The sequence below is a fragment of the Pseudomonadota bacterium genome, from assembly GCA_034189865.1.
GTDB lineage: Bacteria > Pseudomonadota > Gammaproteobacteria > UBA5335 > UBA5335 > JAXHTV01.
On the sequence record JAXHTV010000005.1, the window covers coordinates 78541 to 99721 of the forward strand.

The 21181-nt window shown below is 61.5% G+C and carries 27 protein-coding genes; 1 reads left to right on the forward strand and 26 read right to left on the reverse strand.

All coding sequences use genetic code 11. The features are described 5' to 3' along the window. Positions 1 to 6 precede the first annotated feature (6 nt). The 4 genes from nifV to SVU69_04195 all read right to left on the reverse strand — a co-directional run bounded on the left by nifV (position 7) and on the right by SVU69_04195 (position 3900). A complete protein-coding gene (gene nifV / locus SVU69_04180) occupies positions 7 to 1179 on the reverse strand; it encodes a homocitrate synthase (protein ID MDY6942191.1) in 1173 nt (390 codons plus the stop codon). A 244-nt stretch (positions 1180 to 1423) separates the two neighbouring features. After that, complete coding sequence (gene nifS, locus SVU69_04185; GenBank protein ID MDY6942192.1) at positions 1424 to 2632, reverse strand: cysteine desulfurase NifS; 1209 nt, start codon at positions 2630 to 2632, stop codon at positions 1424 to 1426. Positions 2633 to 2635: 3 nt separating this feature from the next. Then, positions 2636 to 3544 carry a Fe-S cluster assembly protein NifU gene (gene nifU, locus SVU69_04190; GenBank protein MDY6942193.1) on the reverse strand — a complete coding sequence of 303 codons (909 nt, stop codon included), beginning with the start codon at positions 3542 to 3544 and terminating at the stop codon, positions 2636 to 2638. A 32-nt stretch (positions 3545 to 3576) separates the two neighbouring features. Further along, the gene (locus SVU69_04195) at positions 3577 to 3900 is read right to left on the reverse strand and encodes an iron-sulfur cluster assembly accessory protein (protein ID MDY6942194.1); all 324 of its coding nucleotides are present in this window, start codon (positions 3898 to 3900) and stop codon (positions 3577 to 3579) included. Positions 3901 to 4119: 219 nt separating this feature from the next. On the opposite strand from SVU69_04195, the gene SVU69_04200 reads away from it, so the two are divergent. Next, positions 4120 to 4401, forward strand: a complete 282-nt coding sequence (locus SVU69_04200; GenBank protein ID MDY6942195.1) for a nitrogen fixation protein NifZ — start codon at positions 4120 to 4122, stop codon at positions 4399 to 4401. A 21-nt stretch (positions 4402 to 4422) separates the two neighbouring features. Here SVU69_04200 and SVU69_04205 read toward each other — a convergent pair whose 3' ends face one another. The 22 genes from SVU69_04205 to nifH form a co-directional block, all read right to left on the reverse strand. Then, the gene (locus tag SVU69_04205; GenBank protein ID MDY6942196.1) at positions 4423 to 5565 is read right to left on the reverse strand and encodes an ABC transporter ATP-binding protein; all 1143 of its coding nucleotides are present in this window, start codon (positions 5563 to 5565) and stop codon (positions 4423 to 4425) included. Further along, positions 5562 to 6251: a molybdate ABC transporter permease subunit gene (modB, locus tag SVU69_04210; GenBank protein MDY6942197.1), complete on the reverse strand. Its 690-nt coding sequence runs from the start codon at positions 6249 to 6251 to the stop codon at positions 5562 to 5564. Before modB ends, SVU69_04205 begins: the two co-directional genes overlap by 4 nt. A 6-nt stretch (positions 6252 to 6257) precedes the next feature. Beyond that, positions 6258 to 7016: a molybdate ABC transporter substrate-binding protein gene (gene modA / locus SVU69_04215; GenBank protein ID MDY6942198.1), complete on the reverse strand. Its 759-nt coding sequence runs from the start codon at positions 7014 to 7016 to the stop codon at positions 6258 to 6260. 238 nt (positions 7017 to 7254) lie between these two features. Further along, a complete protein-coding gene (locus SVU69_04220; GenBank protein ID MDY6942199.1) occupies positions 7255 to 7638 on the reverse strand; it encodes a hypothetical protein in 384 nt (127 codons plus the stop codon). A 27-nt stretch (positions 7639 to 7665) separates the two neighbouring features. Continuing rightward, positions 7666 to 8172: a hypothetical protein gene (locus tag SVU69_04225; GenBank protein ID MDY6942200.1), complete on the reverse strand. Its 507-nt coding sequence runs from the start codon at positions 8170 to 8172 to the stop codon at positions 7666 to 7668. Further along, complete coding sequence (locus SVU69_04230) at positions 8172 to 8495, reverse strand: (2Fe-2S) ferredoxin domain-containing protein (protein ID MDY6942201.1); 324 nt, start codon at positions 8493 to 8495, stop codon at positions 8172 to 8174. Before SVU69_04230 ends, SVU69_04225 begins: the two co-directional genes overlap by 1 nt. A 19-nt stretch (positions 8496 to 8514) precedes the next feature. Then, positions 8515 to 8829 (reverse strand): ferredoxin III, nif-specific, encoded by a 315-nt coding sequence (gene fdxB, locus SVU69_04235; GenBank protein MDY6942202.1) that lies wholly within the window; start codon positions 8827 to 8829, stop codon positions 8515 to 8517. A gap of 14 nt (positions 8830 to 8843) precedes the next feature. Next, positions 8844 to 9074, reverse strand: a complete 231-nt coding sequence (locus tag SVU69_04240) for a CCE_0567 family metalloprotein (protein ID MDY6942203.1) — start codon at positions 9072 to 9074, stop codon at positions 8844 to 8846. 9 nt (positions 9075 to 9083) lie between these two features. Continuing rightward, the gene (locus SVU69_04245; protein MDY6942204.1) at positions 9084 to 9557 is read right to left on the reverse strand and encodes a NifX-associated nitrogen fixation protein; all 474 of its coding nucleotides are present in this window, start codon (positions 9555 to 9557) and stop codon (positions 9084 to 9086) included. Continuing rightward, positions 9550 to 10032: a SoxR reducing system RseC family protein gene (locus SVU69_04250; protein ID MDY6942205.1), complete on the reverse strand. Its 483-nt coding sequence runs from the start codon at positions 10030 to 10032 to the stop codon at positions 9550 to 9552. The genes SVU69_04245 and SVU69_04250 overlap by 8 nt, the downstream gene beginning before the upstream one ends. A gap of 4 nt (positions 10033 to 10036) precedes the next feature. Then, complete coding sequence (locus tag SVU69_04255) at positions 10037 to 10525, reverse strand: NifB/NifX family molybdenum-iron cluster-binding protein (protein ID MDY6942206.1); 489 nt, start codon at positions 10523 to 10525, stop codon at positions 10037 to 10039. Further along, positions 10482 to 11903, reverse strand: a complete 1422-nt coding sequence (gene nifN / locus SVU69_04260; protein MDY6942207.1) for a nitrogenase iron-molybdenum cofactor biosynthesis protein NifN — start codon at positions 11901 to 11903, stop codon at positions 10482 to 10484. The genes SVU69_04255 and nifN overlap by 44 nt, the downstream gene beginning before the upstream one ends. Next, the gene (gene nifE, locus SVU69_04265) at positions 11896 to 13290 is read right to left on the reverse strand and encodes a nitrogenase iron-molybdenum cofactor biosynthesis protein NifE (protein MDY6942208.1); all 1395 of its coding nucleotides are present in this window, start codon (positions 13288 to 13290) and stop codon (positions 11896 to 11898) included. The genes nifN and nifE overlap by 8 nt, the downstream gene beginning before the upstream one ends. Before the next feature lie 170 nt (positions 13291 to 13460). Then, entirely contained in the window at positions 13461 to 14402 is a 942-nt protein-coding gene (locus SVU69_04270; GenBank protein MDY6942209.1) for a hypothetical protein, read from the reverse strand. A gap of 23 nt (positions 14403 to 14425) precedes the next feature. Next, positions 14426 to 15208, reverse strand: coding sequence for a 4Fe4S-binding leucine-rich repeat protein (locus tag SVU69_04275; GenBank protein MDY6942210.1), 783 nt, complete (start codon positions 15206 to 15208; stop codon positions 14426 to 14428). Next, positions 15192 to 15470 (reverse strand): DUF6129 family protein, encoded by a 279-nt coding sequence (locus SVU69_04280; GenBank protein ID MDY6942211.1) that lies wholly within the window; start codon positions 15468 to 15470, stop codon positions 15192 to 15194. The genes SVU69_04275 and SVU69_04280 overlap by 17 nt, the downstream gene beginning before the upstream one ends. Positions 15471 to 15472: 2 nt before the next feature. After that, positions 15473 to 16174, reverse strand: a complete 702-nt coding sequence (locus tag SVU69_04285) for a dinitrogenase iron-molybdenum cofactor biosynthesis protein (protein ID MDY6942212.1) — start codon at positions 16172 to 16174, stop codon at positions 15473 to 15475. A gap of 59 nt (positions 16175 to 16233) precedes the next feature. Then, positions 16234 to 16434 carry a 4Fe-4S binding protein gene (locus tag SVU69_04290; protein MDY6942213.1) on the reverse strand — a complete coding sequence of 67 codons (201 nt, stop codon included), beginning with the start codon at positions 16432 to 16434 and terminating at the stop codon, positions 16234 to 16236. A 32-nt stretch (positions 16435 to 16466) separates the two neighbouring features. Then, entirely contained in the window at positions 16467 to 16679 is a 213-nt protein-coding gene (nifT, locus tag SVU69_04295) for a putative nitrogen fixation protein NifT (GenBank protein MDY6942214.1), read from the reverse strand. A gap of 63 nt (positions 16680 to 16742) precedes the next feature. Beyond that, positions 16743 to 18311 carry a nitrogenase molybdenum-iron protein subunit beta gene (gene nifK, locus SVU69_04300; protein MDY6942215.1) on the reverse strand — a complete coding sequence of 523 codons (1569 nt, stop codon included), beginning with the start codon at positions 18309 to 18311 and terminating at the stop codon, positions 16743 to 16745. 117 nt (positions 18312 to 18428) lie between these two features. Next, positions 18429 to 19913, reverse strand: a complete 1485-nt coding sequence (gene nifD / locus SVU69_04305) for a nitrogenase molybdenum-iron protein alpha chain (GenBank protein MDY6942216.1) — start codon at positions 19911 to 19913, stop codon at positions 18429 to 18431. A gap of 108 nt (positions 19914 to 20021) precedes the next feature. Continuing rightward, complete coding sequence (gene nifH / locus SVU69_04310; protein MDY6942217.1) at positions 20022 to 20897, reverse strand: nitrogenase iron protein; 876 nt, start codon at positions 20895 to 20897, stop codon at positions 20022 to 20024. Positions 20898 to 21181: the final 284 nt, after the last annotated feature.

Genomic DNA, 21181 nt, shown 5'->3' on the forward strand with positions numbered 1-21181 from the left:
CGAACCTCAGTGGGCCGCGGCCCACTCCGACTCCACTGCTGCGGCCGCCCCATGGGCGGCCCAGTGGGCATAGAACTGCTCCAAGTCCGCGCGCCCGGGCGGCAGCTTGGTCCGGGTGACGTGAGAGCGGATTTGTTGCAGCAGCCATTGCGCTTGAAGATCCGTGAGCTGCAACCCCAACTCCAGATAGGCATGCCGGACGGCGCTGGTACCGGAGTGTTTACCCAATACCATGCGATGGCTGCGGCCCACTTCGGCGGGATCGATCGCCTGATAGTTCCGGGGATCTTTCAACAAACCGTCGACATGAATACCGGCTTCGTGGGTAAAGGCACCCTCGCCAATGAGGCTTTTCTGCCAGGCCACCGGTCGTCCGGAAGCCTGGGCGACCAAGGCCGACAAGCGGTCGAACTGTCGCAGATCGATCCCCGCCTCAAGGCCGTGAAGGTGTTTCAGCGCCATCACCACCTCTTCCATCGGCGCATTGCCGGCACGCTCGCCCAAACCGTGAACGGTGGTGTTGACGTGGGTCGCCCCACCCATGACCGCCGCCAGCGTGTTGGCAGTGGCCAATCCCAAGTCATCGTGGGCGTGAATCTCCAACTCCAGGTCGCAGGCTTGTCGCAACTGTCCAATGCGCGCCACGGTGCCGAACGGTTCCAGCACCCCGAGGGTGTCGGCGAAGCGAAAGCGCTGCGCGCCTGCCCGCTGAGCCTGCTCCACCACCTGCAGCAGGAATTCCGGATCGGCCCGCGAGGCGTCCTCACCGCCCACACACACGGCCAGCCCCATATCCAGCGCCGCCGGCACTTGGCGCTGAATCTCGCCCAGAACCCAAGCGCGGCTCTTGCCCAGCTTGTTGTGTATCTGCTGATCGGACACCGGCACCGACAGATCCACCATGTCCACACCCAGATCGTGGCAATGAAACCGGTCGTCCTCTCGCATGCGCGCCCACACCAACAGTCGCGCCTTAAGGCCCTGGGCAACGATGTCCCGGATGGTCTCCCGCTCTTCCGGCCCCATGGCCGGAATGCCGATTTCCAGCTCCGGCACACCGAGCTCGTCGAGCCCCCGGGCGATACAAAGTTTCTCCTCAGCGGAGAAAGCCACACCGGCAGTCTGCTCGCCATCGCGCAGGGTGGTGTCGTCGACAACAATCAGCTTGGTTTGGTCCATGGCAAGGACTCCACAATCAGTTACCCCTCGCTATGCAACCGGCGTACCAAACTATAAATTTCTTCAAAAACAATGAAATAGGATTCGCGCAAAGGAACACATTGTCGCAATCCTCACAACATCCGCAAACGCACTTGTGCGGCTAACGACAAAAAAAAGCCACCTGGAGAAGGTGGCAAACGCAAGGTCGGTGTATCGCACCTTGGAGCATCCGAATCACCCGATCTCATAGGGTGCCGAAATCTCACGCATAGGTCGGTGCAAAGGCTTTTTCCGGCTCCGCAAGCGGCCCATCCTGATCCCAGTAGGGAGAGAGCTTACGCAGCTTGGCCACGATAGGCGGCACCGCCTCGATCACCCGGTCGATCTCTTCGGCCGTGTTGTAACGCGACAGCGAAAACCTCACTGAGCCATGGGCGGCGGTATAGGGAATATCCATCGCACGCATCACGTGCGACGGCTCCAGTGAGCCGGAGGTGCAAGCCGAACCACTGGATGCGGCGATGCCCTGTTTGTTGAGCATCATCAAAATGGCTTCCCCCTCGATATACTCGAAGGCGATGTTGCAGGTATTGGGCAGGCGATTGGCCGGATCGCCGGTGACGAAGGCATACGACACCGCATCGAGAATTCCCCGCTCCAGCTGATCCCGGAGCGCCGCCACCTGAGTGTTTTCGTAGTCCAGATGTTCCAGCGCCAGTTCGGCCGCTTTCCCCAGCCCGACGATGGAGGCCGCATTTTCCGTGCCCGCGCGCCGTCCCCGTTCCTGATGACCGCCGCGCAAAAGCGGCCGAAACCGAACGCCGCGGCGTAGATACAACACCCCGATGCCCTTGGGCGCATGCAGCTTGTGACCGGACAAGGACAGCATGTCGATTTTGCTGTCCTTGAGGGAGATGGGGATTTTACCCACGGCCTGGACGGCGTCGGTATGGAACATCACGCCGGCGGCGTGGGCCATCTCGGCCATCTCCAGCACCGGAAACAGCGTGCCGGTCTCGTTGTTGGCCCACATTACCGACACCACGGCAACCCGATCGCTGAGCAAGTCGCGGTAGGCATCCAGATCCAGCCGCCCTTTCGAATCCACCGTGAGGTAGTGAACCGTATAGCCGTCCTTCTCCAGGTACTCGCAAAGGCTGAGTACCGCCGGATGCTCCACCACCGTGGTGATGATCTCTTTGCGTTCCGGCTGCGCCTTCAGCGCGGAAAGAATGGCCGTGGAGTCCGACTCGGTCCCGCAGGAAGTGAAAATGATCTCCGAGTCGTGCTCGGCGCCCAGCAGACCTTGAACCTGTTTGCGTGCCTTTTTGAGGGCGAAACCCACCTTGTTGCCGAAAGCATGAATGGAAGATGGATTGCCGAACTGTTCGGTGAAGTACGGCAGCATGGCCTCCACCACCGAAGTGTCTACCTGGGTGGTGGCGTTATTGTCGAGGTAAATACCCGCCACGGCTCAACCCTCCGCTTCCAACAGCGCCAGCTCGGTCTCCGGCGCGACTTTAAAGAACTCACCCAGCTCTTCGATGATGCGCTGCTGAATTCCGCCTAACGTGGCCGATGCGATCTGGCAACCGTTGCAGGCGCCGATCATGCGCAGATACACGGTATTGCCCACCACATCCACCAACTCCACATCGCCGTTGTCCTGTTGCAGCTGAGGACGAATGGACTCGATCACCATCTCGATCCGCCGAATCTTCTGAAGATTGGTCAACGGCTTTTTCTTGCTCTGCGCCGCCTCGGCCACCTGGGGTAAGGGCTGTCCGGCAACCGCCGGATCGAAACTCTCACCCACCTCGGCCAACACCTGGATCAGGATTTCTTCGATGCCCTCGTGACAGGCGGCGCATCCGCCACCGGCCTTGGTGTAGTTGGTGACGTCTTCGACCGTTTTAAGCTGATTGGCGCGAATGGTTTCCTCGATTTTCACCGCATCGATGGCGAAGCACTTGCAGACCAATGCACCCTCTTCGTGATCATCGCTCCACACCTCGCCGCGGTAGTTCGCCACCGCTGCCTCCAGCGCCTCGCGGCCCATGACCGAACAGTGCATTTTCTCCGGCGGCAAACCCTCGAGGTAATCGGCGATATCCTGATTGGTCACTTGCAACGCGCGATCCAGCGTCATGCCCTTGATCATCTCGGTCAGCGCCGAAGACGAGGCGATGGCGGAACCGCAACCGAAGGTCTGAAAGCCCGCATCTTCAATAATTTCCGTTTCCGCATTCACCTTGAGCGACAACCGCAGGGCGTCGCCACAGCTGATCGAACCCACATCGCCAATGGCATTGGCGCCTTCGACGGCACCTGCGTTGCGGGGATTGTAAAAATGCTCTTTAACGGTTTCCGAGTAATCCCACATGCTTCACCTCCGGGCCAAACTTCGGCGTCAACCTAAACCGAGAATGAGGAACCGCAACCACAACTGGCGCTGGCGTTCGGGTTCATAAACTTAAAGCCGCTGCCATCCACCGAATCGAGAAAATCCACAGTGACGCCTTGCAGCATCGCCGCACTTTGCGGATCGACCAGCACCTTCACCTCACCGCATTCGACCACGGTATCTTCGGCGGCCTTTGTCGCCTCCAAGGCCAGGGAATACTGCATACCCGAACAACCACCGCCGGCAACGGCGATACGCAAGCCCGCCACGGGTGTTTCCGCTCCGCGAATAAAGCGAAGGACCGCCTTCTGGGCGCTTTCAGTCAGAGATAGCATGGTGTTCTCCTCGGTTGGCAAGTGAATTGCACCTTGACGTTAGGAAGCAATTTGCAAAGCCTGTGCCACTCTGCAGACAAAGCATTAAACCCTGTTTTTTAATGGTTTTTTTCGGAGCAACCCGCCACCGGGTGTGTCGCAAACCGCACAATCCCACCTCTCTCACGCGGGCCGACCGTGGGATACGGCACAATTTGTAGCCAACCGGAGGATTCACCCATGCAATTGACGGATCTGGAACCCGGCGACATGGTTTTCGCCGCGGTGGACATCCTGAACGACGGCAGTCTCGAAACCCTGCCGCCCGATGCACCGCTGGCCAGAGCCGGCAACCGGGGTGTGCTGTTGAATACCGGTCATCTGGAACAGACGCCCGATCAGGCGGTCTATCTGGTGAGATTCGAGCGACCCGGCGGTGACCTGGGCCCTGCAGTGGGCTGTTGGCCGGAAGAACTCACCGCCGAACCCGGCGTTCCGGCGCACCGGGACGGTGCGCCCTGATCCGGGATCGCTGCGGGGTGGCTAAACCGAATATCGGGGCGGCGGGATGGCCAAACCCGCTGTGGCCGACACGGCCTGGGGGAGACGCGGGCAGGGCTCCGATTCGGCCCCTTGTTCAGCGCCGTCGGGCGCAGCAAAGGCATCACACAAGGGCCGCACATGATGACCCGGCAACAGCAGATTCACCGCGCTGCCGGGGGCCGGCAAGGGTTCATCCCAATGTCGGTGGACGTAGATAGCGGAACCATCCGCCAGTTCGCAGCACAACTCACGGTAGGCCCCCAACTCGTGGACACTCACCACCCGCGCGCCCAGCGCGTTGGCATCCGAGCCGGCGCCGAGTCGGATGCGTTCGGGACGAATGCCCAAATGGCTGGTCGGGGCCGGGGCCGGCAATGCCAACTCACCCCAAGACCCGCGCACCCACGGTGGCTCAAGCGCGCTCACCGGCAACAGATTCCGCCAACCCAGCACACGCGCCGACGCCACGTCGCCCGGATTCTCGAAGACCTCTGCTTTCGGTCCTAGGCGGCAGATTCGGCCGTCGACGATCACCCCGATGTGGTCGGCCATCAGCCGCGCCTCTTCCAAATCGTGGGTCACCAGTACCACCGGCCGTCGATAGTCCGCCAGGGTCGACATCAACTGGGCTCGCAACCGCTGCCGCAGGTGAAGATCCACGGCGGAAAACGGCTCGTCCAACAACAGCAGGTCCGGCTGCCGCACCAGTGCCCGCGCCAAGGCCACGCGCTGGCGCTCGCCACCGGAAAGCTGATGCGGATAGCGGCGGGCGTGGCCGGCCAAATCCATGCGCTGCAGCCAGCTATCCACCAATCGCCGGCGCCGGCGCCGGGGCAGGCGGAAGCCGACATTGGCCGCCACGGTCATGTGGCCGAACAAGGCGTAGTCCTGAAACACCACGCCGACGCTGCGCTGTTGCACCGGCCGGTTCACCGCCCGCTGACTGTCGAACCAGGTGGTGTTGCCCACCCGAACCATACCCTGATCGGGCTGTTCCAACCCCGCCAGAATCCGAAGCAGGGTAGTTTTGCCACTGCCCGACGGTCCCAGCAATACCGTCAGTCCCGTATCGGGCAGGGTGCAATGCACACCCAGAGCGAATCCCTTCCGGCGAAAAACAAAACTGGCCCGGATGCCGCTCATGCCCGCAGCTCCGCGTACCAGCGCCGGTTCATACTGTAAACCGCCACCAGCACCCCGAAGGAAAACACCAAAAGCGCAGCCGACAGCAACCCGGCGAGATCATACTGCAGCAACTCCACCTGCTCGTAGATGGCCACCGAGACCACCTGGGTGTGTCCGGGGATGTTGCCGCCCACCATCATGACCACGCCGAACTCACCCATGGTATGGGCGAACCCCAGCACCATCGCCGTGAGCAATCCCCGCCGGATCTGCGGCAAAATCACCGCCCAAAACGTGAACCAGCGGGACGCGCCCAAGGTCCACGAGGCCTCCACGGCGCGGCGGTCCAGGGTCTCGAACGCCGCCTGCAACGGCTGCACCACAAAGGGCATGGAATACACGCACGATGCCAGCACCAATCCGCCAAAGGTGAAGGCCAGGGAATGGCCGGTGAGGGTGTGCCAAAAGGCGCCGGCCGGTCCCCCGGGGCCCATAAAAATCAGCAGATAAAAGCCCAACACCGACGGCGGCAGCACCAGTGGCAGAGCGGTGACGGCCTCCACAGGGGTCTTCCATCGGCTGCGGGTGACGGCCAACCACCACCCCAGCGGCAAGCCGATGGCTAAAAGGATCACCACCGTCACCGACGAGAGCCGCAAACTCAGCCAGACCGGCTCGAACAGGGATGCGGAGTCGGCCGGCATCACCGTCTACTCGATCCGGTAACCGAAACGGGTGATGCGCTCCCGTGCGGCCTCGGATTGCAGGTAGTCCCAAAATGCCCGGGCGTCGGCATTGCCTTCGGCCCGCTGCAGCATGACCGCCTGTTGCCGGATCGGGGCGTGATTGTGTTCGGCGATAGCCCAGTACCGACCAGGGGGCTCATCGGCGCCGACAACCAACTGCGCCAGGGCGATGAAAGCGAACTGCGCATTCCCGGTGGCGGCGAACTGATAGGCCTGGGCCACATTCTCGCCGCGGATGATCCGGCTGTTGAACTCATCCCGAAGACCCCAGCGTGTCAGCACCGCCTCGGCCGCGGCGCCGTAGGGCGCCACTTTGGGGTTGGCCAAGGCCAGCCGGCCGCTGGAGGTGGCCAATGCCTGTCGGGGATCTTGTTCGTCGGCCACACCCGAGGGTGCCCACAGCGCCAGAATCCCCACCGCATAGGTGTAGCGGCACCCGGCGACGGTCCGGCCTTCCTGCTCCAGTCGTGCCGGTTCGCGCTCGCTGGCGGCGTAGAACAGATCGTACGGCGCACCATTGACGATCTGGGCATAGAGTTTTCCGGTGGAACCGGCGCTGATGACCACCGGCTGTCCGGTGGCGGCCCGAAACTCCTCCGCCAAAGCGCGCATTGGCGCGAGAAAGTTACTGGCGACGGCGACATGCACCTGGGCCTGAACGGGCGCCACGGCCCACAGACAAAGGCAAAGCGAGAGCAGGATCGGGCGTTTCAAACCATCCATTCGGCAAGCTTCCTCGGCACGGCCGGTCCGGTTTCGTATTGAGCTTTCCAATAACCGTGCCAAAGACCATCGGCGGATAAGAAGCCGGCAACCCCTTGAATCCATATCGGAATCGATCGCAGCACACCGACCTGCCCTTTCGCGGATTGTGCGAAATGCGACACGATATCCGCGCCCAGCGACCCGCCATTGTCGTGTTTCGACCCCAGCCGGCGTGTGGTATCGATGCCCCGTCGCACTAGCCGGAAATCGGCAGCAGGCGCGGCTCGGACTTGATCAGCGCCTCGCGGCCCCAGGCCGTGACCGCTTCGACGAACCAACGCGGATCGCGGGGATGCACCCGGACCACATCATACTCGGCGAAAAAGCTGCCGTCGGCGTGGACGATGAATTCCCCGCATTTGCACCCTTGCGGATCTTGCCAGACACCCACCAGGCCATCTCGCCCGGTCGCCGGATCGCGCGCCAGACGGCAATGGGCCTCGGTGTACGACGCGATGAACCGCTCCGACTCCGAAAAACCCAACTTGTGAACCTCGTGCTCCAACCGTTCGCAGATGGCACGGGTCAGGTGATCGACCTCGGCCATGCGCACTTTGAGTTCGGCATCACAAAGCGTCATTGTCCCACCTCGCAATCCGCGTTCAATTTAATTCTCACCCACACCGTCGGCCAAGGACGCCAGCACCGTCACCCCCACCTGATCCTGGGGATCCAAACGATGGAGGGCGTCGATCAGCGCCACCGCCCCGGCCTGATCGCTCTGCCGCAAACGGATGAAACACAACGCCTTGAGGCTATAGAGATAAACACGCGGAGGCCCTTCCAGGGCGGCCCAATCGGCGCTGGCAGCATCGAGCGTGCGCCAATCGGAATCGAACCCGCCGGCCTTTGCCGACCGGGTCAGGGCCTCGTGAACCATCTGCTCGGCGCGCTCGGTAAAGCCGCGATAAAAATACAGCTTGTAGAGTGCGATCAACACTTCCAACTGATCCGGGGCTTGAGCGCGGGCCTGCAACAGCGCCCGCTCACTGGCCTCGAAGGCATGGGCGTTGGCCGCCGCGACTTGCAACAGCGCGTTAATCTCATCGGGAATATCGGCGCCGAAACGCACCCGCTCCTCGCGCCAGGAAAGCACTTTCACGGCAGCCGCCATCACCAGTATCCGGGCGCGATCAGCAGCCGCTCCACCACCCGATCCTCGGTCAAATGCTCATCGAAAATCTCCGCGACATCCGGCACCGATACCGGGGCGTACATCACGCCCTCCGGGTAGACCAGCACATTGGGCCCCTCGCCGCAGGGGCCGAGACAGCCCGCCGCGGTGACCTGAATGGTGGCGAACAGGTTGCGTTGCTGAAGAGTTTGCAAGAACGCCTCGTACACCGCCGCACAACCTTTGCTGCCGCAGGAACCGCGGGGATGGCCGGGCGGACGCGACTGCGTACAGACAAAAACATGCTTTTGAGGTCTCGGCATGAGTGCTCTCCGGGCTCGCTCACGCCGCCGCTTCAGCCGCAGCGTGACTCAAACAGTCTTTGGGACAAACGCGGGAGCAGGCCTGACAGCCGATGCAGTCCAGGGCGTTGGCCAGATTCATCACCATGGCCGCATCATCCGAAAAAACATCGTCATCATCGTCGAAATCATCGTCTTCGTCGTCGATTTCTTCGCGCTCCACCAGCGCAAACACATCGCGCGGGCACACCTTGTAGCAGCGGCCGCAGCCGATGCAGGTACTTTGGTTCAAAGCGGTCACGAAGGCCGGCGTCCACGCCGTGCCGCCTCGCGTCACACCGGTTATCACACTCACGGCTCGATACCTCCTCAGACGGATTCGGCAGGCGCCGAATCGGCCTCCACCGCTTGAAGTTTTTCATTCGCATCGGCCCAGACCCGACAGGCCTCGTAGGTGGCCTCGGCAATCCCGGGAAGCTCTTCATAGGCCGCCGGCAGCCGGTCCTCCACCAAATCATGCAGTTCGCTGGCCCTTTCGGTGGCGATACGCTTGGCTTTTCGGACGGCTTTTTGCAGTGCTTTCAACTCATCCGGACTCATCGCACCCTCCTATTCACCGGCCACTTGCGGGTAGGCTTCGATCAACTCCACGGCCTTGTTCACCCACTTTTCCGCCTCGCTGCGCATTTTTTCCAGATCGGCAAAGCCGAAGCGATGCACATCCCGGAGCGTGCGGTCGATCACCACCAGCTTGCCAACGGTAATCAAGGCCCGCCCGAAACCCTCGTGACTCAACTGAATCATGGGAACCGCCATCAACCCGCAACGGGCTTCGATGGTGGCCGCCAAGGCGTTGTAGTAAGCCTTGACCCGAGACAGAGTCACTTCGTCCGGATCGCCGATGATGGGGATTTCCTTGCGCATCTCCTTGGTCACCACAAACGGCGCCAGAATCCGGGCTGCCGACCAATCGTCGTAAGTCCCGTAGGTATCCACGGCCCGCATTTGGCGAACCATTTCCTTGCCGAAATCCGAATCTAGAACCGGATCGTCTTCCACCACCAAAGCCTGCGCTTCACCCATGGCTATCTCCTGTAAGCTCACGCGTTAAACCCATGCCGCAACCGGATCGCCGATACCGCAAAATCACCGGCTGAAACGTCGGCCCCGACAAGCCACGTTTCAGGCGCCAGCGCACCGCGTAGAACCCGGCAATCAGCCCCGCAACACCACTCATAAAGGCGATTCCATCGCCTGCCCCGAAATGCACGCTGACCGCGACCGCACCGATCATCACTAGCAGAGGCACCATGTAACTGACTGCGGCGGCGCCCACCAACGCTTCCTCGGACAGTCCCAGGACCAGGGTCTGATCGACCTCGGCGCCCACCGGATCCGGCACGCGCATGCGAACCGGCCCGCCACCGACCAGCTTGCCGATGGCCGAGACGCCACACTGCGCCGCTTCGGCGCAGTGGCCACAGGCGCTTTTGCGTTCGGTTTCCACCCAGACATAGCCCGGTTCCACCGCCACGACTTTCGCTTCGGTTTCGATCATGCCCTCACTCCTCCCAGCCGTCGGCTTCCATTTGCCCGAAGCGGTCCGCGGCCGGGGTGGCTTGCGCCCGAATGGCGCGGGCCAACCAGGCGCAGGGACCGTCCCGCAACTGCTGTTGCAGTGAATCCAACAATTCGGAAATGGCCGAACCCGGCGTCACTTTGACGGGCTGAATACCGCCGGATTTCAACTTGGCCACCGCAGAACCGCCCACCGCCTGGGCATAGACCGCGACACAGCCATCGAGGGCATCGATCTTGGCGGTCAACTTGTCCTCGTTGCCATCCATCGCCAGAGCGCCGAACTGGACCACTTCCAGCAACTCCGCCCGATCGGGATCCACCACGTAGATGGCGAAGGACTCGGCAGCCCCGAAGTGCTGGTTGACCTCGTTCATGTCCGTACTGGCGAAAGCGACTTTCACTGCGGCATTCATCCAGCCAGCCTCCTCAGTGTCGGATTGCAGAACTTTCAAACGGCGTTTCAGTGTCATGGGACGACTCTCTGTACTCGGGTTTCTGCGCGAAGATCGACCGATAAGGATGTATCTCGCCCTTTTCCAGCTCGAGCATGATGTTGGCCAGATCGAACAAACTCTGACGGGCACCCCGATAGCCGATCCAGGTCCGTTGATATCCGCCCAGATGGTCGTATTGGGGAAAGCCCGCCCGCAGCAGTGGCTTGTCCAGACGCCATGCGCTCTCCACCGCGTGGGAATTGCCGATGATCACATCGGCCTCGGCCGCTCGGGCGAGATGCTCCAGATCTTCCAGATCGCCGATCTGAACCTGATCGCAAGCCAGACGCACCAGAACCTTGGCCTTGGCGGGCACCACCGCGGCCACCGTTTGGGCGCCGACGGTTTGCAGAAAATCGCTGAAGGCATGAACCAAGTCGGGATCGCCGGCGATGGCGAAGCGGGCCAGCCCCAACATGAAGTGGGTATCCAACATGGCGTCTTGCAGTTGTGCGCGCTGACGCACCAACCGCTCGGGCACCGCCTCGCCGGACAGCACGTGCAGCGCATGGATAAAATCGTCGAAAGCCTGCAAGCCCATGAGATGATCGAACCGGTAATCGGGAACACCGGTACGCTGGGCCAAAAGGTCCGCCGCCGGGTTCATCGAGGCCCCCACCACCACCGTGGCAACGGCATCCCCGAGATGGCGCAACTCCCCCACCGGCGTTCCCCCTACGGTGAGAGGGCTGTAGTCGGTTTCGGTGAGGTGGCCATCCAGCGAATCGGACAGATCGGGCAGCACGACCGGTCGCAGCCCGAACAGCTCAATGGTCTCTTTGAGCTCCTCCAGGTCGCCCGGGGTCAGCGCCGCACCCACCAGCACGTTCAGTTGTTTCTTACGTCGCCCCGGGCGGGTTTCGGCCTGTTCACGCGCGGGCACCAATGCCTCGATCACCGCCCGGGTGGCGGCCGCAAAGCCGCTTTCCAAACAACCGCTGAAATCAGGCGCCGAAAGGGCCACCACCGGAATCTGTTGATACTCGGGATACTGGTCGCGGAAGCGGCGCACGGCCATTTTTACATCCGAACCCTGGGTTTCCGCCAAGCCCGTGGTGGGCACACCGATCAAGGCGGGTGTGTTCTTGCTGCAAATGGCTTTGAGGCCGTCGACTACCAAATCTTCCGACCCCATCACCGCGGCCACTTGATCCATCGCCGTGGTTTGCAGGGGAATCGGCTCGCGAAAATGCCGAACGAAAAACACTTTGCCGAAGGCGGTACAACCCTGGGAGCCGTGCAACATGGGAATGGCCCGGTGAAAGCCGAGAAAGGCCAGTGCCGCGCCAATGGTTTGGCTGGCCTTGAGCGGACTGACCGAAAGCGCCTTGTTGCGTTTGAGCACCTCAGACATGGGCAGAGCGCTCCCGGTGACCGGCCAACCACGGCGCAGGGGCCCGCACCGCATCCCAGACCGGGCTGTTGAGCGTCAGGCTCAACTGCCGGGCCAGCTCCACCATGCCGGTATAGCCGGCGTAGCCGAAATCGCGCTCCTGGTTGATGTCCAGAAAGGGAATGCGCGCTTTCAGGGCCGTGTACATGTTGCGACCGCCAGCGATAAGGATATCCACCTGGTTTTCGCGAACGATGTCGATCAGGGCGCGGGGATTGCCGTCTTCGATCATCTTGGCGTCCTCGCCCATCAACTCGCGGATGCGCGCCTTGTCCTCTTCGGTGGATTTCTTGGTGCCGGTGGCCACCACCTGCATGCCCAGATCCTGCAGGGCGGAAATGATGGACCAGGACTTCACCCCGCCGGTATAGAGCAACACTTTCTTGCCGCGCAGCTGCTCGCGCCAGGGCGCCAGCGCGGCGTCGATCCGGGCCTCCTCCCGCGCGATAAGCTTCTCGGTCCGCTCGGTCAGACCGGTATCGCCAATCAAGCGGGCAATGTCGCGCAGCGCGTTGGACACGTCCTGCACACCATAAAAACTGCCTTCGAACCACGGCGTGCCAAATGCGTCTTCCAGCTTGCGGGCGACATTGATCATGGCCTTGGAGCACACCATCATGTTCACTTCGGCCCGGTGCATGGTTTGCACCTCGCGAAAACGGGCATCGCCGGACAAGGTACACAGCACGCGGATCCCCAACTCGTCCAGCAGCGGCAGGACATGCCACAGCTCCCCGGCGATGTTGTACTCGCCGATGAGATTGATGTCATGGACGCGATGGCCGAAATCGACCGGCAGCGGGTCCGGCTCGCGGGTGCCGCACACATACTTCACCATCGCCTCGCCGGCGATGCGGTTACCCAGATTCTTGGTGCCGTAGAACCCCGCCGCGTCCACCGGCACCACCGGTGTGCCCCAGCGCGCTTCGGCAGCCTTGCAGGTGGCCTCGATATCGTCACCGGTCAGCGCCGGTACGCAGGTGTTGTAAACGAACACCGCCGCCGGAGAATAGCTGTCCACCGCCTGTTTGATGGCGTGGAACAGGCGTTTTTCTCCCCGTCCCATGATCACATCCTGCTCGGTCAGGTCCGTGGTCATTCCGATCTTGTAGAGGCGGGCGCCGGAGGAACGGGTACCCCGGTTGTCCCACGAACTCCCGGCGCAGGCAATGGGCCCATGAACGATGTGTGCCACATCAGCGATGGGCAACAGGGCGATCTGGGCGCCATCGAATGCGCAACCCCCCGCGGCACTGCCCGGTTTGGGCTTGGCACAACCGGATTTCGCTTTCTGGTTGTGGGAACAGGCCGGTTCATCCAGCAATGCAGCGATGTCTTTCTCTTTCATAGGACACCCGTCAATTCACCCACAACATCCCTTGCAAGGCCGATACCAAATCCCACATCACTGTTTTAATTGACTTTTGCCCCCAGCCGACTTGTCGCGAATGCGACAACCCACCGCCCCGCGCAGCATCCGCGACAAAGCCGGGGCGAGATCAGGCCCGGAAAAGGGGGCTAGGCCCGATAAGGCGTGTCTTGCCAGCGCAGCAGCACGGCGAGATCCCGCGGAGGAAGGTAACTGAAGCCGTTGATGGGGTCGTGGTCGCGGGCGATCTGATCGCCGAGGTTCTGGGGAACGCCGGCGCCCGCCACGATGTGAAAAAACCAGGCGAATGGGTAACCGGCGTCGCGGTCGAAGGCATGGATGCGCTTGGCCAACTCAGCGCCGGTGGCGCCGGCATCCCACGCGGTGTTCTCGTGACGGTGGGCCGGCAGCGGCCGGGCACTGAGCTGCGTCACGCCATCGGCGCCCACCGATTCGTGCACCGCCAGTGCCCAGTGATCGCAGAACCGTACCGCCCGGCCGGCACTGCTTTCGTCCCATTCGGTCAGCATTCGCGACAATGCGCCGGCCCGATCGAACTCCATGCCGGCGATCACTTCCCGGGCCATCACCAGGCGCCGAAAGGCATAGCGCGGCGGACCGATGGGTTCCGGTTCGAGCAGCCTATAGTCGATGGGATCGACGAATTCTTCCAGACTGTCGGGCTGCCAGTCGGGATCGGACAGTTGCCGGTCCAGCACCTCCTGCAGCTCTTCAACTTCCAGTTGCATGAACGCATCGGCGCTGCGGCCCACCGGCGCGGTGAAGTAATGGGTGCGGCCCACCAGGCGGGTGGCGTAGAGATTCTCCCGGCGGCACAGCGTCAGAAGCCGGATCAGGTCGCCATCCGCGGCTTCTTCCGCCCACGCCGGCAGGCTTTCGGCAAGTCGCTGCCGGTGGCCGTCGACCACGCCGCCTAAGCGATACCAGCCGCCGCGGCTCAGTACCGTCTCGAAACCCTGTTGCGGGCAGCACCGGGCCAGTGTCCGGGTCAATCCGGCCACCCCCTGGGAAGGATCACTGGCCGCGCAGGCCTGTGCGACGATCTCGAGGTCTTGGATGGCCGTTTCCACCGGGAATCCTTGTGTGGGCTTCGCTAAGGGGTGTCGGGACGAGACGAATGCGCGTTTCGCCACCGTTGGCGGGCCGTGGCCGCCACATCCGGATCGGCGTCGTCCAATCGTGCTTCGACATGGGCGATGGGCACCCGATCCACGGCCAGGCGGCGGACCCGCCAATCGCTGTCGTCCAACAGCACCGTGACCTGCTCCGGCGGGAGCCGCTCCGCCACCACCAGGCGCACCTCGGGATCCGGATCGCGGGCCATCATCATCAAACTCTCGGGCGGCAATCGCTGGGCGACCGTTTTGCGCACTTCGCGGTCCTGATCCACCATCATCCGGAATAAACGGCCCGGCGGGAGCCGGCGGGCCACGTACTGGCGCACCAGGTAGTCGGCATCCTCCGCCAAACGTTCCAGGTGTTCGGGGGCAATGCGATCGGCCACGGTGATTCGCACTTCACGGTCCGGGTCGTCGAGCAACAACGCCAGATCGCCCACCGGCAGGCGGTAGGCGAGCACCCGCCGCACCACTTCGTCCGGATCGCCCAGCATCTCCCGCAAGCGCCGCTGGGATAAATAGCGCGCCGCGATGGCCCGCCGCTCCCAAAACGGATCGCCGCGATAGTCTTCGGCCAGATCGGGATTAACCCGAAAAAAGCGCTCGATCTGCCGGCCGCTCATCGCCCGCACGCAGGCATCACCCGGTTTGCAGCGGCCCGTCTGCAGACGGTCCAGCCGATGGGGGCAATCGTGACAACGACCGCGCGCGTCCGCCCCCCCCTGCTTCGGCGCCGCCCGCTCAATCATCGGCATCATCCGCTTCCACCTCCGCCAGAACGAGCCCGGTGGCGAGTTCAGGCTGATCGGTAAACTGCAGGCAGTGCCCCCGGCCATCCACCAGATAAATGTTGATTCCGGCCAAGGCCCGAACCGGTCGGGGACCACAAACGTCATCGTCGGCACAGTAGCTGAAATGCAGGTCCGGCCAGGCGGCCCGCAAGGCTTGCACCGTCGTCTCGTCCAGCCCCCGGCCCAAGGTGAACCGGGCGACACGATCCAAGGTGGCCGAGTCGATCATGGCTAAACCGGCTCCTGGTCGGTGGCGAACCGTACCCGGGATTCGGCCGCGTGACCCATGGCCTTGGCCAGCCAGGGTGGCGGTGAAACGGCGATTTTGCACTGCAACTCGGCCAGTTTCTCCCGCGCCAGCGCCACCTGGGGACATTTGATGGGATGCACACCTTCGCGCACCACTTTGGCGGCGGCCGGCCCGCCGATGGACGCCACGAACAACACCTGCGCATCACCGATCAGCGCCGCGCGGTATTTGTTTTTGTCATCCCCCCCCTCGTCGTCCCGCGCGGGACGCACGTCCACCAGGCGAATTTCGTCGGCTGAGACTTGATAGATCAAAAAGTGCTGGCAGGAGCCGAAATGGCCGTCGATCAACTCCCCACCGTTGGATGCGCAGGCGATGCGCAACGAATCGGGCATTTCGCCGCTCTGGTAGGGTTCTGTGGCGGGCAACACCGGCCCGTCCTCGCGCTCACCGTTCAAGATGGCGCAGGCGGCCTTTAACGATACCGAGGCCTGTCCGGACAAGGCCCCGCCGGCTGCGTTTTTCAGCTGCTTGGGCCGTAATGCCGCCAAACCTTCCACGGTGGGCGGCAAACCCACTGCATCGGCCAGCACATCCAGCAGCTCGGCCGCGCTGACCGCCTCGAGCACCCCGGCGGCCAGCCCGATCCTCAAGGCAATTTCTCTGGAAATCATCTCGCTCATCGCACGCTCCTTTCCGCCGCGCAGGACCGGTCGGGGCCGGTCCTGCCTCGGCCGCGGCATCACGCCATCAACGGAATGATGCAGTCGTCTTCCATGCACACATCCACGCACTGGGGCACATCGAAATCCCCCTTGCACTCGGTGCAAGTATCCGGATCAATGCGATAGACGCCCTTGTGAGGCGAAATGGAATTCGTGGGACAAACCGGTTCGCAGTCCCCACAGGCAGTACAAATATCGGCAACGATTTGCAAAGACATCGCTTATCCTCCCGATCGTAAGACCTTAGGATTCACGCCCGTTTGACGCGTAAGGTGGTGGGAAACCTCGGCGGCGGACTGATGGGTTCGATGTAGTATTTCGAACCATCGTCCAGCTCGATCTCCCCGCCCCAGCTTTCGCTGGTGTCGGTTTCCACCGAGACCACCTTCGCTTCCAGATCTTTTTTGGCAACGTAGAAAGACAAAAGCCCCTCGTCGGTACGCCGGATCATGACATTGGGCATGGACAATCACTCCTGTGACCTATCAAACGCCCCTCCCCGCAAGCGGGGAGGGGACGCGCCGGATTAACGGATCAGGTCGTAGTTGTAGTCGGTGGTACCCATGCCCCGAGTCTCTTCGTCGAGGCGCTCCAACACCGCGTTCACCAGGGTCTTGAGCATGTGCATCGCACCTTCGTAACCCAGGGTGGTGTCGCGATGCAGGTGATGCCGGTCGAAGATCGGGAAACCGATCCGGATCAGCGGCACCTCGAATTCCTTGCCCTTGGTGACGGTGTCCCGCTGAATGAACTTGCCGTAGGAGTTACCGATCATGAAGTCGGGTTTGTCAGTGAACATCAGCGAGCGGAAATGCCACAGGTCCTTGCCGATGTGCACCGTGCTGTTGGCGCCGTAGGGCGATTCGGCCAGCATGGCTTCAATCGCCTTTTTCCAGCGCTTGTTGGCATGATTGCAGAGAATATGCACCGGCTCCGCACCCAGTTCGAGCAGGAACTTGGTCATACCGAGGACAAAATCGGCATCGCCGTAGAGCCCGAACCGCTTGCCATGCAGCCAAGCGTGGGAGTCGGTCATCATGTCCACCAACCGGCCCCGCTCCTTGGCCAGGGATTCGGGAATCTCCTGTCCGGTGATTTCCGAGACTTTCATCAGAAAATCGTCGGTCCACTCCAGGCCCATGGGGATACTGATATCGGCCGCCGGTTGCTGCCAGGTGTTCTTGACGAACTTTCTGGTCTTCACCGACTGCCAGGGTTGTAACAACAGCGTGTCGATCGCGTTGGGCGCGTCTTTAACTTCGTCCATGGTGGTGCCACCGGCGTACATCCGGAACTCACCATCGGCGGGGGTATCGAGCACCTCGGTCGGATCGGAGAGGAAGCTGTAGGCCACGCCCATCTCGTCGAGCATGCGCCGAATCACCCGGAAATTGCCGAGATAGGTCTCGAAGCCCGGCACGATATTGATCTTGCCGTTGCTTCCCACCTCCTTGTCGTCCATGGCATTCAAGGTGAAATAGCGGATGATGCCTTCGAACATGTTGTCCCAGCCGGTGGTGTGGGACCCGACGAAACTGGGGGTATGGGCAAAGGGAACCGGATATTCGTCCGGAACGTGGCCTTCTTTGCGGGCATTGCCGATGAAGGCGTTCAGGTCGTCGCCGATCACTTCCGCCATACAGGTGGTGGACACGGCGATCATGTCCGGCTTGTACATGGCTTTGCAGTTCTCCAGCCCGTCGAACATGTTCTTCTGGCCACCGAACACGGCCGCATCTTCGGTCATGGAGTCGGACACGCAGGCAATGGGCTCTTTGAAGTGCCGATTGAAGTACGTGCGGAAATACGCCACACAGCCTTGTGAGCCGTGGACATAGGGCATGGTCTTGGAAAAACCCAGGGCGCACAGGACGGCCCCCAGGGGTTGACAGGCCTTGGCCGGGTTGACGGTCAAGGCCTCCCGCTGGAAATTCAGATCCTGGTATTCCTGGGTGGTGGTCCACTCGAACGTTTCCATGATCTTCTCCATGGGTTCACGTTCTTCGAATACCTTCTTCGCTTCCAGGTTGGTCTTGTATTCGTCCGTCCTGAAAAGCGGATAACTGGGCTGAATGTTTTCTGCATCTTGGCTCATGATGATCTCCTTAACGCGCCACCAATCCGTGGACAAACGTTGTCGGTTGATCCATTCCGGCCGCCGGGGCGGACCGGCCGTCTGGCCGGGCCTTTCCCCGTGCGGTGCGGGACCGTATCAGGCGCCTGCGGCGACCCGCTCGGCGGCTTGGGAGTCGGCTTGCTTCCAAGGCGCCTTGAGTTTCTTCCAGCAGGGATTGTTCAAAGTCATGTCCATATCACGGGCGAAGATGGCAAAGCCGTCGTAGCCGTGATACGGGCCGGAATAGTCCCAGGAATGCATTTGCCGGAAGGGAATACCCATTTTCTGGAAAATGTATTTTTCCTTGATGCCCGAACCGATGAGATCCGGTTTCACCTTTTTCACGAATTCTTCGAACTCGTAGCCGGTGACATCGTCGTAAATCAACGTGGCGTTGCCCATCTCTTTGATGGTGCGATCGTAGTCGTCGTTGTGGCCGAACTCGTAGCCGGTTCCCACCACTTCCATACCCAGATCTTCATAGGCACCGATCACGTGACGCGGCCGCAAACCACCGACATAGAGCATCACCCGCTTGCCTTCCAGGCGTGGGCGGTACTTGGCGATCACCGCTTCGTACTCGGCCCGATAACGCTCGATCACCCGTTCCGCGCCTTCCTTGATGGTGTCATCGAAGTAGGAGGCGATCTTGCGCAGGCTCTCGGCAATCTTGGTGGGACCGAAGAAGTTGTACTCCACCCACGGAATGCCGTACTTCTCTTCCATATGGCGGGAGATGTAGTTCATGGACCGGTAGCAATGGAGTAGGTTGAGTTTGACCTTGGGCGTCAACTCCATTTCCGATAGGGTGCCGTCACCCGACCACTGCGCCACTACGCGTAAGCCCATTTCCTCCAGCAGCGTGCGGGAAGACCAGGCGTCGCCGCCGATGTTGTAGTCGCCGATGATGGACACGTCATACGGGGTGCTCTGGAAACTGTCGTCGTTGTCCCGCTTGTCGAGCACCCAGTCCCGGATCGAGTCATTGGCGATGTGGTGACCGAGGGATTGGGACACACCCCGAAAACCTTCACAGCGCACCGGCACGACCGGCTTTTCGTGCTGCTTGGTTTTCTTTTTGGCCACCGCTTCGATGTCGTCGCCGATCAAGCCGATGGGACACTCCGATTGGATCGACACCCCTTTGCTCATGGGGAACAAGGTCTCGATTTCGTCGATCAGCTTGTCCAGCTTTTTGTCCCCGCCAAAAACGATATCCTTCTCCTGGAAATCGGAGGTGAAGTTCATCGTGACGAAGGTATTCACCCCGGTGACACCGATGTAATAGTTTCGGCGCCCGGCGCGGGAATACTGGCCGCAACCCACCGGACCGTGGGAGATATGGATCATGTCCTTGATCGGACCCCACACCACCCCCTTGGAGCCGGCATAGGCGCAACCGCGAATGGTCATCACACCCGGCAGGGATTTACGGTTGGAGGTGATGCACTTTTTCGACTGCTCGACACTCTGATCGTTGGTCGTCAGGTGCTTGGCACGATCCTTCTTGGCCTTTTCGGGATAGACCTCCAGCACCTCCTGAATGAGGGCTTCGGTCTGTTCGCGTGACATGGTTGTCATAACGGTTCTCCTGATTGCCGCCACCCATCTGTGGACGGTTCAAACGGGAAAGGACGAACCTGTCGAACGGCACTCGCCACACCAGGCCGCGAGTGCCGCGGACAGTCTCTACACACTCACTTCAGCGGCTGCCGTCTGGCCGATGATGCTCTCGTCCTCTTCTTCCATAATCCCGAATTCCATCAACAGCTCTTCGAGCTCATCCATGGTGCAAGGCTGAGGAATCACCAACTTCTTGTTGTCGATGATTTTCTGCGCCAGGGTTCGGTACTCGTCGGCCTGGTTGGAGTTGGGGTCGTACTCGATGACCGTCATGCGACGGATCTCGGCCCGTTGCACCACGTTGTCACGGGGTACGAAATGGACCATTTGGGTGCCGAGTTTGGCAGCCAGGGCTTCGATCAGTTCGTCTTCGCGGTCGGTGTTGCGGCTGTTGCAAATCAAGCCCGCCAGGCGCACACCGCCGGAATTGGCGTATTTCACAATCCCTTTGGAGATATTGTTGGCGGCATACATGGCCATCATTTCGCCGGATACGACGATGTAGATTTCCTGGGCCTTGTTTTCGCGGATCGGCATGGCGAAACCACCGCAAACCACGTCGCCCAACACATCGTAGAAGACGAAATCCAAATCTTCGTCGTAGGCCCCTTCCTCTTCGAGGAAATTGATTGCCGTGATCACGCCCCGACCGGCACAACCGACACCGGGTTCCGGGCCGCCGGACTCAACGCATTTGATGTCGCCGTAGCCGACCTTCAGCACATCTTCCAGTTCCAGATCCTCCACGGTGCCCGCCTCGGCGGCCATTTCCATGATGGTGTTCTGAGCCTTGGAGTGCAGGATCAGGCGGGTGGAGTCCGCTTTGGGATCGCATCCGACGATCATGACCTTCTTGCCCAATTCGGCCAGGCCGGCGACCAGATTCTGGGTGGTGGTGGATTTACCGATACCACCCTTGCCGTAAATTGCACATTGACGCATCGCTGGAGTCTCCTTAGCAGTACATACACACGCGCGCTCGGAACACGAACGCCACTCGAGGCCCATGGAGCAAGGGGCGTGCCATCACACGAAATCGCCTATAACAAGCTGTTTTGTCCGGATATTTCTCATGGTCACGGGAACGAAACAACGGTGGGATATCCAACAATTCGACCGCCGGGCTGTACGCATACCGACAAAACGGGCGGGCACACCACCCACCCACCGAGAGTGCGGCGATGGTGTGGGGGAGGCATCGTCGAAGGCTGCGGCCAGAGGGTGAA

Excerpts from the sequence above, each read along its gene's own strand:
- nifV (MDY6942191.1), bottom strand. The coding sequence starts at position 1,179 with ATGGACCAAACCAAGCTGATTGTTGTCGACGACACCACCCTGCGCGAT.
- nifU (MDY6942193.1), bottom strand. The coding sequence starts at position 3,544 with ATGTGGGATTACTCGGAAACCGTTAAAGAGCATTTTTACAATCCCCGC.
- SVU69_04195 (MDY6942194.1), bottom strand. The coding sequence starts at position 3,900 with ATGCTATCTCTGACTGAAAGCGCCCAGAAGGCGGTCCTTCGCTTTATT.
- SVU69_04200 (MDY6942195.1), top strand. The coding sequence starts at position 4,120 with ATGCAATTGACGGATCTGGAACCCGGCGACATGGTTTTCGCCGCGGTG.
- SVU69_04205 (MDY6942196.1), bottom strand. The coding sequence starts at position 5,565 with ATGAGCGGCATCCGGGCCAGTTTTGTTTTTCGCCGGAAGGGATTCGCT.
- modB (MDY6942197.1), bottom strand. The coding sequence starts at position 6,251 with ATGCCGGCCGACTCCGCATCCCTGTTCGAGCCGGTCTGGCTGAGTTTG.
- modA (MDY6942198.1), bottom strand. The coding sequence starts at position 7,016 with ATGGATGGTTTGAAACGCCCGATCCTGCTCTCGCTTTGCCTTTGTCTG.
- SVU69_04220 (MDY6942199.1), bottom strand. The coding sequence starts at position 7,638 with ATGACGCTTTGTGATGCCGAACTCAAAGTGCGCATGGCCGAGGTCGAT.
- SVU69_04225 (MDY6942200.1), bottom strand. The coding sequence starts at position 8,172 with ATGGCGGCTGCCGTGAAAGTGCTTTCCTGGCGCGAGGAGCGGGTGCGT.
- SVU69_04230 (MDY6942201.1), bottom strand. The coding sequence starts at position 8,495 with ATGCCGAGACCTCAAAAGCATGTTTTTGTCTGTACGCAGTCGCGTCCG.
- SVU69_04240 (MDY6942203.1), bottom strand. The coding sequence starts at position 9,074 with ATGAGTCCGGATGAGTTGAAAGCACTGCAAAAAGCCGTCCGAAAAGCC.
- SVU69_04245 (MDY6942204.1), bottom strand. The coding sequence starts at position 9,557 with ATGGGTGAAGCGCAGGCTTTGGTGGTGGAAGACGATCCGGTTCTAGAT.
- SVU69_04250 (MDY6942205.1), bottom strand. The coding sequence starts at position 10,032 with ATGATCGAAACCGAAGCGAAAGTCGTGGCGGTGGAACCGGGCTATGTC.
- SVU69_04255 (MDY6942206.1), bottom strand. The coding sequence starts at position 10,525 with ATGACACTGAAACGCCGTTTGAAAGTTCTGCAATCCGACACTGAGGAG.
- nifN (MDY6942207.1), bottom strand. The coding sequence starts at position 11,903 with ATGTCTGAGGTGCTCAAACGCAACAAGGCGCTTTCGGTCAGTCCGCTC.
- nifE (MDY6942208.1), bottom strand. The coding sequence starts at position 13,290 with ATGAAAGAGAAAGACATCGCTGCATTGCTGGATGAACCGGCCTGTTCC.
- SVU69_04275 (MDY6942210.1), bottom strand. The coding sequence starts at position 15,208 with ATGATGCCGATGATTGAGCGGGCGGCGCCGAAGCAGGGGGGGGCGGAC.
- SVU69_04280 (MDY6942211.1), bottom strand. The coding sequence starts at position 15,470 with ATGATCGACTCGGCCACCTTGGATCGTGTCGCCCGGTTCACCTTGGGC.
- SVU69_04285 (MDY6942212.1), bottom strand. The coding sequence starts at position 16,174 with ATGAGCGAGATGATTTCCAGAGAAATTGCCTTGAGGATCGGGCTGGCC.
- SVU69_04290 (MDY6942213.1), bottom strand. The coding sequence starts at position 16,434 with ATGTCTTTGCAAATCGTTGCCGATATTTGTACTGCCTGTGGGGACTGC.
- nifT (MDY6942214.1), bottom strand. The coding sequence starts at position 16,679 with ATGCCCAATGTCATGATCCGGCGTACCGACGAGGGGCTTTTGTCTTTC.
- nifK (MDY6942215.1), bottom strand. The coding sequence starts at position 18,311 with ATGAGCCAAGATGCAGAAAACATTCAGCCCAGTTATCCGCTTTTCAGG.
- nifD (MDY6942216.1), bottom strand. The coding sequence starts at position 19,913 with ATGACAACCATGTCACGCGAACAGACCGAAGCCCTCATTCAGGAGGTG.
- nifH (MDY6942217.1), bottom strand. The coding sequence starts at position 20,897 with ATGCGTCAATGTGCAATTTACGGCAAGGGTGGTATCGGTAAATCCACC.